11 protein-coding genes are annotated in these 13484 nt (G+C 60.5%); 3 read left to right on the top strand and 8 right to left on the bottom strand.

Annotation, left to right across the window (positions count from 1 at the left end):
* Positions 1 to 750: an electron transfer flavoprotein subunit beta/FixA family protein gene (locus BW43_RS12555; RefSeq protein WP_032887429.1), complete on the bottom strand. Its 750-nt coding sequence runs from the start codon at positions 748 to 750 to the stop codon at positions 1 to 3.
* 506 nt (positions 751 to 1256) lie between these two features.
* On the opposite strand from BW43_RS12555, the gene BW43_RS12560 reads away from it, so the two are divergent.
* Positions 1257 to 2921: an electron transfer flavoprotein-ubiquinone oxidoreductase gene (locus BW43_RS12560; RefSeq protein WP_032887428.1), complete on the top strand. Its 1665-nt coding sequence runs from the start codon at positions 1257 to 1259 to the stop codon at positions 2919 to 2921.
* 58 nt (positions 2922 to 2979) lie between these two features.
* On the opposite strand, the gene glyA is transcribed toward BW43_RS12560, so the two are convergent.
* The 5 genes from glyA to BW43_RS12585 all read right to left on the bottom strand — a co-directional run bounded on the left by glyA (position 2980) and on the right by BW43_RS12585 (position 8402).
* Complete coding sequence (glyA, locus tag BW43_RS12565) at positions 2980 to 4218, bottom strand: serine hydroxymethyltransferase (protein WP_032887426.1); 1239 nt, start codon at positions 4216 to 4218, stop codon at positions 2980 to 2982.
* Between the two features lie 10 nt (positions 4219 to 4228).
* The gene (thrC, locus tag BW43_RS12570) at positions 4229 to 5470 is read right to left on the bottom strand and encodes a threonine synthase (protein ID WP_032887425.1); all 1242 of its coding nucleotides are present in this window, start codon (positions 5468 to 5470) and stop codon (positions 4229 to 4231) included.
* Between the two features lie 95 nt (positions 5471 to 5565).
* Complete coding sequence (locus BW43_RS12575) at positions 5566 to 5997, bottom strand: Rid family detoxifying hydrolase (protein ID WP_050442841.1); 432 nt, start codon at positions 5995 to 5997, stop codon at positions 5566 to 5568.
* Between the two features lie 30 nt (positions 5998 to 6027).
* Positions 6028 to 7200 carry an FAD-binding oxidoreductase gene (locus BW43_RS12580; protein ID WP_032887423.1) on the bottom strand — a complete coding sequence of 391 codons (1173 nt, stop codon included), beginning with the start codon at positions 7198 to 7200 and terminating at the stop codon, positions 6028 to 6030.
* Positions 7197 to 8402, bottom strand: coding sequence for a benzoate/H(+) symporter BenE family transporter (locus tag BW43_RS12585; protein WP_032887422.1), 1206 nt, complete (start codon positions 8400 to 8402; stop codon positions 7197 to 7199). Before BW43_RS12585 ends, BW43_RS12580 begins: the two co-directional genes overlap by 4 nt.
* Before the next feature lie 349 nt (positions 8403 to 8751).
* On the opposite strand from BW43_RS12585, the gene BW43_RS12590 reads away from it, so the two are divergent.
* Positions 8752 to 10143 carry a PLP-dependent aminotransferase family protein gene (locus BW43_RS12590; RefSeq protein ID WP_032887420.1) on the top strand — a complete coding sequence of 464 codons (1392 nt, stop codon included), beginning with the start codon at positions 8752 to 8754 and terminating at the stop codon, positions 10141 to 10143.
* On the opposite strand, the gene BW43_RS12595 is transcribed toward BW43_RS12590, so the two are convergent.
* On the bottom strand, positions 10140 to 11033 hold the full coding sequence (locus BW43_RS12595) for an AraC family transcriptional regulator (protein WP_032887418.1): 894 nt from the start codon (positions 11031 to 11033) through the stop codon (positions 10140 to 10142). The two genes, BW43_RS12590 and BW43_RS12595, sit on opposite strands and share 4 nt — an antisense overlap.
* A gap of 182 nt (positions 11034 to 11215) precedes the next feature.
* On the opposite strand from BW43_RS12595, the gene BW43_RS12600 reads away from it, so the two are divergent.
* The gene (locus BW43_RS12600; RefSeq protein ID WP_032887416.1) at positions 11216 to 12268 is read left to right on the top strand and encodes an NAD(P)-dependent alcohol dehydrogenase; all 1053 of its coding nucleotides are present in this window, start codon (positions 11216 to 11218) and stop codon (positions 12266 to 12268) included.
* Here BW43_RS12600 and BW43_RS12605 read toward each other — a convergent pair whose 3' ends face one another.
* Positions 12269 to 13072, bottom strand: coding sequence for an IclR family transcriptional regulator (locus tag BW43_RS12605; protein ID WP_032887414.1), 804 nt, complete (start codon positions 13070 to 13072; stop codon positions 12269 to 12271).
* Between the last annotated feature and the right edge of the window lie 412 nt (positions 13073 to 13484).

Raw genomic sequence — 13484 nt, 5'->3', positions numbered from 1 at the left:
TTAGATTACCTTCGCTTCGTTTTTCAGTTTCTCGACCAGTTCAGCCACCGACTTGACCTTGATGCCCGCGCTGCGTGCAGCCGGCGCTTCAACTTTGACGGTCTTGTTGGTGGAGGCGGTGGAAACGCCCAAAGCGTCCGGAGTCAGCACTTCGAGAGGCTTCTTCTTGGCTTTCATGATGTTTGGCAGGGACGCGTAGCGCGGCTCGTTCAAACGCAGGTCGGTGGTGACGATGGCCGGCAGTTTCAGGGAAACCGTCTGTGCGCCGCCGTCGATTTCGCGGGTCACGGCAACGCTGTCGCCGCTTACTTCGACTTTCGAGGCGAAGGTGCCTTGGCCGTAACCGGTCAGTGCAGCCAACATCTGGCCAGTCTGGTTGTTGTCGCTGTCGATGGCCTGTTTGCCGAGGATCACCAGCTGAGGCTGTTCCTTGTCGACAACAGCCTTGAGCAGTTTGGCAACGGCCAGGGAGGTCAGGTCTTCAGCGGATTCGACCAGGATAGCGCGGTCAGCGCCCAGTGCCAGGGCGGTACGCAGCTGCTCTTGAGCAGTGGTAGGACCGATGGAAACCACGACGATTTCAGTCGCTACGCCTTTCTCTTTCAGGCGTACGGCTTCTTCCACAGCGATTTCACAGAAAGGGTTCATCGACATCTTGACGTTAGCAAGATCGACGCCGGAATTGTCCGCCTTGACGCGAACTTTCACGTTGTAATCGACAACGCGTTTGACAGCTACAAGAACCTTCATGGATTCCTCGTTACTCTCCGGTGAAAAGAAAGTCGCCTAGGCGAACCTGGCGGTTGATGCTCATCGGCACACAAGGGCACCTCCAAAAACCTGGGCAAATGACCTTGCTCACGGGAAATGACGACCGTTCGTCAGTGGTGACTGAGAGGTCATTCTTTATCGCGGCGTGTAAACTGCGCGCCGGTGTTTAGGCGCGCGTCACCTGTTTCGCTTTTGGACGTGCTCTTGAAACCTGCTGTCTGCCTACGGTAAGCGCAAAACCGACCGTATATTGACCGGAACGCCTATTCTGGTCAATACGGCAAAATGGCCAGTCATAAGCCGCGTTGCTTTGATTTTCCTAGCCTGCGGGCAATTCAAACAAACGTTTGTATTGGACGCTGACAGTGGTCTATATATAATGCGCCACCTAGAGAGAAAGGTGGGTCTTGCCGTTGCCGCAAGACGACACCGAACCTCCACCCATTAGAAAAAAAGCCTGTTGAGCCTTGAGTAGGAGATAGCCTGTGGAACGCGAATACATGGAATTCGACGTGGTCATCGTCGGCGCTGGCCCGGCTGGCCTGTCCGCCGCCTGCCGACTGAAGCAGAAGGCCGCCGAAGCCGGTAAGGAAATCAGCGTCTGCGTGGTCGAGAAAGGCTCCGAAGTCGGCGCACACATCCTCTCCGGTGCCGTGTTTGAACCACGGGCCCTGAACGAACTGTTCCCGGACTGGAAAGAACTCGGCGCCCCGCTCAACACACCCGTGGTGCGCGATGACATCTATGTACTGCGCAGCCCCGAAGCTTCCACCAAAGTGCCTGATTTCTTCGTGCCCAAGACCATGCACAACGAAGGCAACTACATCATCTCCCTCGGCAACCTGTGCCGCTGGCTCGCCCAGCAGGCCGAGAATCTGGGCGTGGAAGTCTACCCAGGTTTCGCCGCCCAGGAAGCACTGTTCGACGAGAACGGCGTGGTGCGCGGGATCATCACCGGTGACCTCGGCGTCGACCGCGAAGGCAATCCTAAAGAAGGCGTGTACACCCCAGGCATGGAACTGCGTGGCAAGTACACGTTGTTCGCCGAAGGCTGCCGTGGGCATATCGGCAAGCAGTTGATCCAGCGCTTCAACCTGGACAGCGATGCCGACGCCCAGCACTACGGCATTGGTCTCAAGGAAATCTGGGAAATCGACCCGGCCAAGCACCAGCCAGGCCTGGTGGTCCACACCGCCGGTTGGCCGCTGGACATCATGAGCAACGAGAACACTGGCGGCTCCTTCCTTTATCACCTGGAAAACAACCAGGTGGTCGTGGGCCTGATCGTCGACCTGTCCTACAGCAACGCTTTCCTGTCGCCGTTCGATGAGTTCCAGCGCCTCAAGCATCACCCGGTGCTCGCACAGTACCTGGAAGGCGGCAAGCGCATCAGCTACGGCGCTCGCGCACTGGCCAAGGGCGGCATCAACTCGTTGCCGAAAATGGTCTTCAAGGGCGGCGCTTTGATCGGCTGCGACCTGGGCACCATGAACGTGGCCAAGATCAAAGGCAGCCACACCGCCATGAAGTCCGGCATGCTCGCCGCCGACGCCGTGGCCGAGCGCCTGCTGGCAGAGTCCGAAGGCGGTGATGAACTGACCAATTACGTCGACAGCTTCAAAGCCAGCTGGCTCTACGAAGAACTGTTCGCCACCCGCAACTTCGGCCCGGCGATGCACAAGTTCGGCCCGATCCTCGGTGCGGGCTTCAACTGGTTCGACCAGAACATCCTCGGCGGCAAGATGCCGTTCACCTTGCACGACACCAAGCCGGACTACGCCTGCCTGAAGCTGGCCAAAGACAGCACCAAGATTGACTACCCCAAGCCAGACGGCAAGCTGAGCTTCGATAAGCTGAGTTCGGTGTTCATCTCTGGTACCAACCATGAAGAAGAGCAGCCGTGCCACTTGAAGTTGAAAGACCCGAGCATCCCGATCGGCACCAACCTGCCGCTCTACGATGAACCGGCACAGCGCTACTGCCCGGCCGGTGTGTATGAAGTGATCACCAAGGAAGACGGCGAGAAGCGCTTCCAGATCAACGCCCAGAACTGCGTGCACTGCAAGACCTGTGACATCAAGGACCCTTCGCAGAACATCACGTGGGTCACGCCGGAAGGCGCAGGTGGACCGACTTACCCGAACATGTAAGACGATTGCCTGAAACACAAAAAGCCAACGCCCAAAAGCGTTGGCTTTTTTGTTTGCGTCAGCTCAGCAGATAAACCGGAAAGCACTCGCACAGGTGCATCACCCGGCGCCGGGTGTTCTCCAGCAGCGTCGCGTTGTTCGGCTGCTCCAGCAGGTCGGCGATCAGGTTTGCTACTTCAGCACACTCCGCCTCCCCAAAGCCCCGGGTGGTCAACGCCGGCGTGCCGATGCGAATGCCGCTGGTGATCGCCGGTTTTTGCGGGTCGTTGGGGATCGCATTCTTGTTCAAGGTGATGTGCGCACTCTCCAGCAACGCTTCGGCATCCTTGCCAGTGATGTTCATCGCGCGCAGATCAAGCAGGAACATATGGCAATCGGTGCCTCCCGACACCACACGCAAACCACGGCGAGTGAGGACGTCGGCCATGGTGCGGGCGTTATCGATCACCCGTTGCTGGTAATGCTTGAACCCATCACTAAGCGCCTCGTTGAACGCCACAGCCTTGGCTGCGATGACATGCATCAGCGGGCCGCCCTGGTAGACCGGAAAAATCGTCTTATCGAGCAACGCCGCGTATTGCGCCTTGGCCAGGATCAAGCCGCCGCGCGGCCCACGCAGGGTTTTATGAGTGGTCGAGGTGATGAAGTCGGCAATGCCGACCGGCGACGGGTACACGCCCGCCGCGATCAAACCGGCGTAATGCGCCATGTCCACCATCAAGTAGGCGCCCACCTCATCGCAGATCTTGCGAAAGCGCTGGAAGTCCAGGGTGCGCGAATAGGCGGAGGCCCCGGCGATGATCATCTTCGGTTTGTGCTGCCGGGCAAGGGCTTCCATTTCGGCGTAGTCCAGGGTCTCGGTGTCAGGGTCCAGGCCGTAGGAAAACGCCTGGTAGAACTTGCCCGAGAAATTCACCGATGCGCCATGGGTCAGGTGACCACCATGAGCCAGGGACATCCCCAGAATGGTATCGCCGGGTTCCAGCACCGCGAGAAACACCGCCTGGTTGGCCTGCGACCCGGAGTGCGGCTGAACGTTGACGTATTCACAATTGAACAGTTTGCGGGCGCGTTCGATGGCCAGGTTTTCGATCTCGTCGACGACCTTGCACCCACCGTAATACCGCTTGCCCGGATAACCTTCAGCGTACTTGTTGGTGAGCACCGAGCCCTGGGCCTGGAGCACTTCGTCGCTCACATAGTTTTCTGAAGCGATCAGCTCCAGGTGGGTTTCCTGACGATTGCGTTCACGGTCGATCAGGCGGGCAATGGCGGGGTCGAAATTTTGCAGGCTCATGGTGGGATTCCTAGGTCAGCAGGTCGGCCAGGGGCTGGGATTGCACCCGTGTCTGGCCCCTGGTCGAGTTGGAGAGAAAAATGGAGGTGTCTTTCAAACCGCTGCCGGTGATCAGGATCACGGCGGTCTGCGGGGTGTCGGGGTGTGCTTCGGCGTACTTGAGCAGCCCGGCGAAGGCACTCGCCGCGCCGGCCTCGGGAAACACACCGGTGCTGGCGGCCAGGCGGGAAGCCGCCGCGACAATGCTCGGATCGCTGACGCAAATGAACTCGCCGCCGCTGGCCGTCACGGCGCGCATGGCTTTGAGACGGTCGCGCGGCAAGGCCACATTGATGCTGCTGGCCAGGCTGGTGGGGGCAATGCGTTCAATCTGCTGCATCGGCCGGTCACTGCGCCAGGCCCGGTACATAAAGTTGCTGTGCTCGGCCTGGACGCCGATTAGCCGTGGAATACGCTCGATCCAGCCCATTTGCAACAGGTCGAAGAACCCCTTGTAGACCGAGCCCAGAATGCAGCCATTACCGACCGGCACGAACACCAGGTCCGGCACCTGCCAGTTGAGCTGCTCGCACATCTCGAAGGCCACGGTTTTCTTGCCTTCGCTCATGTACGAGTTGATACCGGTGGTGCGGTTGTACCAACCGTGGGTTTCACAGGCGTTGAGGCATTGTTCGAAGGCTTCGTCGTACTGGCCATCGACCAGCACAATCTCGGCGCCATAGCCTTGCATCTGAGCGAGCTTCTCGCGGGGCGCACTTTTGGGCAGGTAAATCACGTTATGCAGGCCCAGGCTTGCACTCATCCCGGCCAAGGCCGAGGCGGCGTTGCCGGTACTGGCCACCGCCACGGTGCGTGCACCGGACTGCATGGCATGGGCCACCGCCAGGGCGCTGGCGCGGTCTTTCAGCGAGCCGGTGGGCTGGCGCGATTCATCTTTGATATAGACCTTGATCCGCGCGCCCCTACCGAGCAGTTCCGGGCGCGAATACAGCGGCGTGTTCCCCACCAGCAGCGGCGGGATGAACTGCGTCGAACGCAATGGCATCAGCCGGTCATAACGCCACATGCCTCGGGCGTGATCATGGACCAGGGTGTCCCTGGACCATTCGCGCTTGAGCGTCGAATAATCGTAAAGCGCATCGAGGGCACCGTCGGTTTTGCAATGAGGGCAGTAGTAGCTGACCTCATGCGGCTGGTAGCTGCGATCGCAGACCAGGCACTGCAACACATACTCGCTGTACGAATGTTTCATGACCAACCCCCTGAAAATACGCGGTGCGGGTGCTTTTGCTGCCGACGTCGGTCCACTGCCCCGGACCGACGGGCACTGCACGCAGAGAGTGGGCTTCAGACCACCATGATGGCGTCGATGGCGACCAGGGTATTGCGCGCCAGGGCGCTGGCCCCGGCAGTGGTGCGCGCCGGGTATGGCTGGGTGAAGTACTCCTCCATCACCCGGTTGAGGGTCGGGAACTCGCTCAAGTCCGTGATGAACGCCGTGACCTTGACCACGTTCGCCAAAGTGCCGCCTGCGGCCTCGGCCATTTGCTGCAGATTGTCCAGGGTCTGACGCAACTGGCCTTCGAAGTCCTTGGCCAGCACCTCGTTGTTCAGCGCCGAGACGGGAGTCTGTGCCGACAGGTAGATGGTTTGCCCGTGACTGACCTTGATCCCTTGGGAATACGTGCCCAGGGGCAGCGGCGCCTTGTCGGTGAAGATCACGTTTTCTTCGCCCAGGAAAGGCTTGGCGACGGACTGGTGTTGAGCGTTGGTCTGCATGGTGACGTTCCTTGTGAAGTGGGTGGAGGGTTAGTGCAAATCGGCAACCTGTTTGACGGCCAGGCTGGAAAACGCCTCGTCGCGGCAACGCGCCGGGGAGAAATGCTGGTAGTTGAGTTGCAGCGCCGCCAGATCGGTCGGCATGGCGATGCCCAGCGCCGCGTGACTGCACAGCCGGGCAATGGCTGGCGCGGCTTGAATACCGTAGCCACCGAGGGCGGCTAGCCAGATAAAGCTCTCGTGTTGCGGATCCTGGCCGAGCACCGGGGACCGGTCGGCAACAAAGGTACGCAGGCCTGCCCACTTGTTGATGATCGAGCGTGGACGCAGGCGCGTAGTGCTTTGCAGACGGTCCATGGTGATCGCCAGGTCCAGCTCGTCAGGCAGCGCGTCACAGGGCAGCGACGGGTTTTCATCGCAGGGCGAGACAATCAGGCGCCCGGCTTCCGGCTTGATGAAAATGTCTTCGTCCACCGTGCCCAGGTACGGCGTGTGGTGCACGTCGCACTGCGGATCCACCGCCAGCACCGTGCGGCGCAGCGGCCGCACACCAACCTTGGGCACCCCGCAACGCTGGGCAAACTCATCAGCCCAGGCGCCGGCAGCGTTGACCACGATCGACGCCTCTAACCGTTGGCCGTCAGCGGTGTGCAAGGTCCAGTGATCGTTGCGGTGTTCGCCGCGCACCACTTCGGCTTCGCGCTTGACTACACCGCCGCGCACCCGCAGGCCGCCGAGGTAGGCGCCATGAATGCCATGCACATCCAGGTCGAACGCGCTGGGCTCATAGATGCCTGCGCTCCAGGCGCCTTCGGCCAGGTAGGGCACCAGTTCGAGCACCTGTTGGTCGTCGAGGAACTTTGCCGTGGGCACTTGCCCGAGCACTGCGGTAAACCGCGCAGCCAGTTTGTCCACCCGCTGCGCTTGCGCCACGATCAAGGCACCGCGTGGCGACCACAGCGGGTGTTCGGCCAGGCCTTCGGGCGGGTTCTCGAAAAAGCCTCGGGAAGCGCAGGTCAGCGAGCGGATCTGCTGGTTGCCGTAGCTTTCCATGGAGATCGCCGCCGAACGGCCAGTGGTGTGATAGGCCAGTTGCTGCTCCTGCTCCAGCAGGCAAACGCTGCCGTGGGCCGCCAGCTCATACGCCGCCGACACGCCAGCGATGCCACCGCCCACCACTATGAAATCGTAACGTGCGGTCATGGACGGCTGCCCTCAGCCATCGCGATGGCCTTGCTTTCTCGGGTGTAGGTCAGCACGAAGTGGGCGACGAGACCAAAGATCAAGCCCCAGAACGCCGCGGCCAAGCCGAGGAAACTCATGCCCGAGGCGGTGACCAGGAAGGTGATCAACGCGGCTTCCCGTTGCTTCTCGTCGGCCATGGCACCGGTCAGCCCGGCGCTGATCGCACCGAACAGGGCCAACCCGGCGAGGGACGCAATCAACTCTTTAGGCAAGGCGGAAAACACCGAAGCCAGGGTCGCGCCGAAGGTGCCCATCAGGATGTAGAACACCCCGCAGGCGATCCCGGCGATGTAGCGTTTGTCGCGGTCCTCGTGGGCTTCGCGGCCGGTGCAGATGGCAGCGGTGATCGCGGCGAGGTTGAAGCCGTGGGAACCGAACGGTGCCATCAGCACCGAACCGATCGCCGTCACCGAAATGATCGAGCGCGCCGGGGTGTTGTAGCCCGAAGTGCGCAACACTGCCATGCCCGGCACGTACTGCCCGGTCAGTGTCACCAGCGCCAACGGCAGGCCGATGTTGATGATGGCGTGCCAACTCCATTCCGGCGCGATAAACACCGGGTGCGCCACGGCGATGGTGATTGCCGTGCTGTTCAACTCTCCAAACGAGGCGGCGACTGCACAGCCGATAATCAACACCGAAAGAATTGCGTAGCGCGGCGACAGGCGTTTGAAGATCAGGTAGGCCGCGATCATCGACAGTACCAGCGCGGGTTGCAGCTTGATCGAGGTAAACAGCTCGGCGCCGAAGCGGAACAGAATGCCGGCAAGCATGGCAGCGGCGATGGCCTTGGGCAGTCGACTCATCAACTTGTCGAATGCGCCGGACAACCCCACCACGGCAATGATCACCGACGCCACCACATAGGCACCGATGGCCTGTGGCAGCGTCACCGTCGGCAGCATCGAAACGAGCAATGCCGCGCCAGGTGTGGACCACGCGGTAATCACCGGAACCCGTAGGCGCCAGCTGAGGAACAGGCCAGTGATGCCGCTGCCGATGGAAATCGCCCAGATCCACGAAGACACCACGTCATTGGGCAGGTGCGCTTCCTTGGCCGCCTGAAACACGATGATCAAAGGGCCGGCATAAGAAATGATCACGGCAATAAAGCCCGCGATGACGGCTGACAGGGATAGATCCTTTCTGAGTGTGTCCATGATGTCTCGACTTGGCGCGGCGGGGCCGGGCAGTGAACAGGGGAAGATTGAGTCGATTGCTTCGATTCGAGATGAGTGTATTTGAAGGAATTGAGTTGATTCAATAGCTGGCGAGGTTGTTACGGGATGTTTTTTTGCTATACGTGCCTGTTTTTGCGCCGTTACGCATTTAATTATTTGATTTATAAGGCGATTAAAAAACCAAAAAATATCTGAACCTAGCGATCAAGATCGATTCAATCACGGGATCAATCGAATCAATTCGCCAATTGTGTCGATTTATTAGTTGCCTAACCTCCATGTGATATGCTCGGATATTCATCATTTCTACGATGGGCAGTGATCATTCATGTGGGTTCCCCAGCTAAGCGAATTCGGCCAGCCGATGTATTTGTCGATTGCCGATGCGTTGGCACGCGATATCGGCAACGGCGTATTGAACGAAGGCGATCGCCTGCCGACCCTGCGGGAGCTGGCCACGACGCTGAATGTCACGCCGGGCACCATCAGCCGCGCGTACAGCGAAGCCCAGCGGCGTCGCTTGGTGCAGGGTGAAGTGGGGCGCGGCACGTATGTGCTTAATCAAAAGCAGTTGGAACTGCCGGCGAGTAACAGCGCGTCCATACCCTTGAATCTTGGGCAGTCCGAACTGCTCGATCTGTCGATCATCAAGCCCTACAGCGAAACCCTGGAATACTGGCTGCGCGATGCATTGGTGAGCATGGCCAAGAGCACCGATTTCGCGCGCGCCCTGGACTACGCACCCGATGGCGGCCACCCGGCTCATCGCGAGGCGGGTGCACAGTGGTTGCGGCATTCGTTGCCCGATGCGCAGTGGCAGCAAGTGATCATCACCGCCGGGGCCCAGCATGGCTTGATGGTGGCCATGAGCGCCCTGACCAACGCCGGCGACCTGGTGCTCTGCGAAGCGCTTTGCTACCCCGGCATCATTTCCCTGGCCCACGGCCTGGAGCGCCGTCTGCGGGGCGTGCCGATGGATGACGAAGGCATCATCCCCGAGGCACTGCGCGAACTGTGCCAGCGCGAAAAACCGACGATGCTGGTCTGCGTGGCAACCTGCCAGAACCCGACGGCGGCGATCATGTCGCAAAAGCGTCGGGCGCAAATCGCCGCGCTGGCCGAAGAGTTCGACTTCATCATTCTCGACGATGACATCTACGGTTTTCTCGCCACCGACCCGTCAATCAAACCGCTGTCGGCGTTCGCCCCGGACCGTTCGGTGTACCTGACCAGCCTGTCGAAGTCGGTGATGCCTGCGCTGCGCATCGGCTACCTGTATAGCCCGCCAAAACTACTGTCACGCTTGACGTCGATGGTCCGCAGCAGCGTGTGGATGCCGTCGCCACTGACTGCGCAACTGGCCAGCAATGTCGTCACCGAAGGCCTGGACAAAAAACTGATCCGTATCCAGCGCAACGAAGCCGCCGGGCGCCAAGCGATTGCCCAGGAGATCTTCGCCAATTACGAACTCAAGACCCAGCCGTACTCCTACCATGTCTGGCTGACGCTGCCCGAGCCCTGGACCAGCGACGAATTCACCATGCTGGCGCGGGCCAATGGGGTGCTGGTGCTCAGTGGCACTCAGTTCCAGGCCGAACGTTCCGGGGTGACGCGCAGTGTACGGCTGGTACTGATGTCGCCCACCAGTCAGGACGAGCTGCGCTTCGCCCTGACCAAGTTGGCCAGCCTGATCGATTCTGACCCGCGACGTTACTACTAAGCCGCGCGCTCTTCCCCTGGGTTGCGCTCGAAGTAGCGCTTGTATTCGCGACTGAACTGCGACGTGCTCTGGTAACCCACGTTGTGCGCCGCCTGGGCCACGCCCATGCCTTCCACCAGCAGCAATTGCTGGGCCTTGAGCAGGCGCAGACGCTTGAGGTACTGCACCGGCGACAGCAAGGTGCAGCGCTTGAAGTGCTCATGGAAGGTCGACGCACTCATGTGCGCATACCCGGCTAACGTCTCGATATTGAGCGGCTCGGCGAAATGGGCATGCAGGTGACTCAACGACGTGGCAATCCGAGAGAATTGCCCCTGTTGCTCTACCAACGCACGCAGCACATCCGCCTGCGGCCCGCGCAGCGCGGTGAACAACAATTCGCGCACCCGCGCTGGCCCCATGATCCGGCTTTCCAGCGGATCGTGCAGGCACTGCAACAACCGTTCGACGCAACCGCGCATGGCGTCATCCAACACCACCGAACTCATCGACTCCAGGGTTTGCGGGGTCGGTGGCGGCCCAGCCTGCATGCCCATGGCCATCACCAACTCCCCCAACACCACACGGTCGATACCCACCGACACACCCAACAGCGGTGCTCCGGGCGCCATGGCGAATGTCTCGCACTCGAACGGCACGGGCATCGCCTGGATCAAGTAATGCCCAGCGCCATACTCCAGGGTCCGCGGCCCCAGATACGCGAGTTTGCTGCCTTGGGCCACGAACATCAGGCTCGGCTCATAGATCTGCGGGCCGCGCGCCACGTCGCAACTGGCGCGCAGCACCTTCACACCGGGCAGATGGGTAGGGGAAAAACCGTCACAGGGCGTGAGCCCCTCAATCAGGGAAACCAACGTGGCGTTGGCGTCGAGATGGCGGGTCAACAACATGGCAAAAAACTTCGCGAAAAAGGGATGAGAGCATCATCGCAGGTCTGGCGGCACATAAATCCAAACAAGGGGCACTCCCGGACGAATAGGCATGAGACTCGGAGCAATCGCCATGGTCGCCTCGACGGTCGATGGGGAGAATGGCCCGCCTCACTTGTCACTGCTTTTTGCGAGGTTTCACCATGTATACCGCCATCGGTTATGCCGCCCAGTCGGCCACCACTCCCCTCGCCCCCATGTCGTTTGAACGCCGCAGCCCGCGCGCCGATGACGTGGCGATCGAGATTATGTACTGCGGCGTCTGCCACTCCGACATCCACCAGGCGCGCAACGAATGGGGCATCGCTGTGTACCCGCTGATGCCCGGTCACGAAATTGTCGGCAAGGTCACTGCCGTCGGCGCCAGCGTTACCGCGCATAAAGTCGGCGACCTCGTCGGCGTAGGCTGCATGGTCGATTCGTGCCGTCACTGTGAAGCGTGCAAATCGGACCTGGAGCAATACTGCCTCGAAGGCCCGACCATGACCTACGCCACGCCGGATCGTGTGGATGGCAGCAACACCATGGGCGGCTACTCCGACAGCATCGTGGTCAGCGAGCACTTTGTGGTGAAGATTCCGGCCAAGCTCGACCTGGCCAGCGCCGCGCCGATCCTGTGCGCCGGCATTACCACTTACTCGCCGCTCAAGCACTACGGCGTAAAGGCCGGCGATAAAGTCGGGATCCTGGGCATGGGCGGTCTGGGCCATATGGGCATCAAGTTCGCCAAGGCCATGGGCGCTGAAGTCACACTGTTCACCCGCTCCGCGAGCAAGGCTGAAGAAGGCCGTCGCCAGGGCGCCGACCACGTGATCGTGTCCACCGACGCCGAGCAGATGAAAGCTGCTGCCGGGCACTTTGATTTCTTGCTGGACACCATCCCAGTGCAGCACGACCTCAACCCCTACCTCGACGTGCTGCGCTTTGACGGCGTGCACATCCTGGTGGGTTTGATCGAGCCAGTGGACCCGCCGGTGAATGCAGCCAAGCTGGTGCTGGGCCGTAAAGTACTGGCCGGCTCGCTGATCGGTGGCATTGCCGAAACCCAGGAAGTCCTGGATTTCTGTGCCGAGCATGGCATCACCTGCGACATCGAAATGCTCGACATCCGCCAGATCAACGAGGCCTATGCCCGCATGATCGCCGGTGATGTGAAGTACCGCTTTGTCATCGACATGGCGACCCTGAAGGTCTGATCAGACCTTCGCGCCCAACTCCGCTGAAAGCCGCGCTGCGACTTGTTTGATGACAGGGATCAGCTCGGCCATTTTCTCCAGCGGCATATAAGGCACGGTACTGGCGATGCTGATGCCGGCGACGATTCGCCGGCTCGCATCGCGCACCGGTGCCGCCACGCAGCGGATCGACGGTTCGTTGTCTTCCAGATCGAACGCATAACCGCCCACCACATATTCATGCATGCGCTGCTCGAACTGTGCCCAGGATTGCTCCGGGTGCTGCGGCCACTGCAAGTTCTTTCCTCCCGCCGGCAGGCTGGTTTCGTACAAGCGTTGCCACTCTTGCACCGTGTCATCCAGCAGCATTGCCTTGCCTACGCCCGTGCGCGCCAAAGGCATGCGATGGCCGACCCGTGAGCGCATTTCCGGGCCATTACGGCCGGGGTTCTTGTGCAGGTACAGCACGTCGTCAAATTCGCGAATCGCCAGGTGGATGGTGTCACCGGTCAGCGCCGACAACTCGTCCAGATACGGCACCGCCAGGGTCACCAATGGCAGCTCTTCCCGTGCCTGGAAGCCCAGTTCAATCAACTTTGGCCCCAGCAGGTAACCGACTTGCGGCACTACGCGCAGGTAACGCTCATCCACCAGGCAACTGGCCAGGCGGTGGGTGGTGCTGCGAGTGGTGCCGATGCGCTTGGCGATCTCTTTCAGATCCCGCGCACCGGCCGCCACTGCCTGCACCACGCCCAGGCCACGCAGCAGGGTCTGGGTGCCGGTGGGGGCGGCGTCTTTGACGGGGGTGTGGGCGTTTTCCTGCATATCGGGCCTATAAGTATGAAAGCGCGGGCATTATGGCAAATACCGCCCGTCAATACAGTTGAGATCTATAGGTGGGAGGGGCTTGCCCCCGATGGCGGTGTGTCAGAGACAAATGTGCAAACTGACACTCCGCTATCGGGGGCAAGCCCCCTCCCACATTCGGCTTTCATAGGGGTCTGGATCAGCGTTGTTTCATGCGATCGATGACCACCGCCAGTAGCAGGATCAAACCGCAGATCACGTATTGATGAACCCAGGACAAACTTACAACCACAACACCGTGTTCAAATTCTCCACCGATTAAAACTGTGGGAGGGGGCTTGCTCCCGATGGCGGTGTGTCAGCTACATATTCATTACCTGACCCACTGCTATCGGGAGCAAGCCCCCTCCCACATTTGGCCTTCATAGGG

Source organism: Pseudomonas sp. RIT357 (assembly GCF_000632245.1).
In the GTDB taxonomy this organism is placed as follows: domain Bacteria; phylum Pseudomonadota; class Gammaproteobacteria; order Pseudomonadales; family Pseudomonadaceae; genus Aquipseudomonas; species Aquipseudomonas sivasensis.
The sequence above is the reverse complement of the archived record's forward strand: the minus strand, read 5'-3'. Positions and strand labels throughout refer to the sequence as shown.

Bases quoted from the DNA above. Each gene is read 5' to 3' on its own strand.
- BW43_RS12580 (WP_032887423.1), bottom strand. From the start codon at position 7,200: ATGACCGCACGTTACGATTTCATAGTGGTGGGCGGTGGCATCGCTGGC.
- BW43_RS12595 (WP_032887418.1), bottom strand. From the start codon at position 11,033: ATGTTGTTGACCCGCCATCTCGACGCCAACGCCACGTTGGTTTCCCTG.
- BW43_RS12590 (WP_032887420.1), top strand. From the start codon at position 8,752: ATGTGGGTTCCCCAGCTAAGCGAATTCGGCCAGCCGATGTATTTGTCG.
- BW43_RS12555 (WP_032887429.1), bottom strand. From the start codon at position 750: ATGAAGGTTCTTGTAGCTGTCAAACGCGTTGTCGATTACAACGTGAAA.
- BW43_RS12575 (WP_050442841.1), bottom strand. From the start codon at position 5,997: ATGCAGACCAACGCTCAACACCAGTCCGTCGCCAAGCCTTTCCTGGGC.
- thrC (WP_032887425.1), bottom strand. From the start codon at position 5,470: ATGAAACATTCGTACAGCGAGTATGTGTTGCAGTGCCTGGTCTGCGAT.
- glyA (WP_032887426.1), bottom strand. From the start codon at position 4,218: ATGAGCCTGCAAAATTTCGACCCCGCCATTGCCCGCCTGATCGACCGT.
- BW43_RS12600 (WP_032887416.1), top strand. From the start codon at position 11,216: ATGTATACCGCCATCGGTTATGCCGCCCAGTCGGCCACCACTCCCCTC.
- BW43_RS12605 (WP_032887414.1), bottom strand. From the start codon at position 13,072: ATGCAGGAAAACGCCCACACCCCCGTCAAAGACGCCGCCCCCACCGGC.
- BW43_RS12585 (WP_032887422.1), bottom strand. From the start codon at position 8,402: ATGGACACACTCAGAAAGGATCTATCCCTGTCAGCCGTCATCGCGGGC.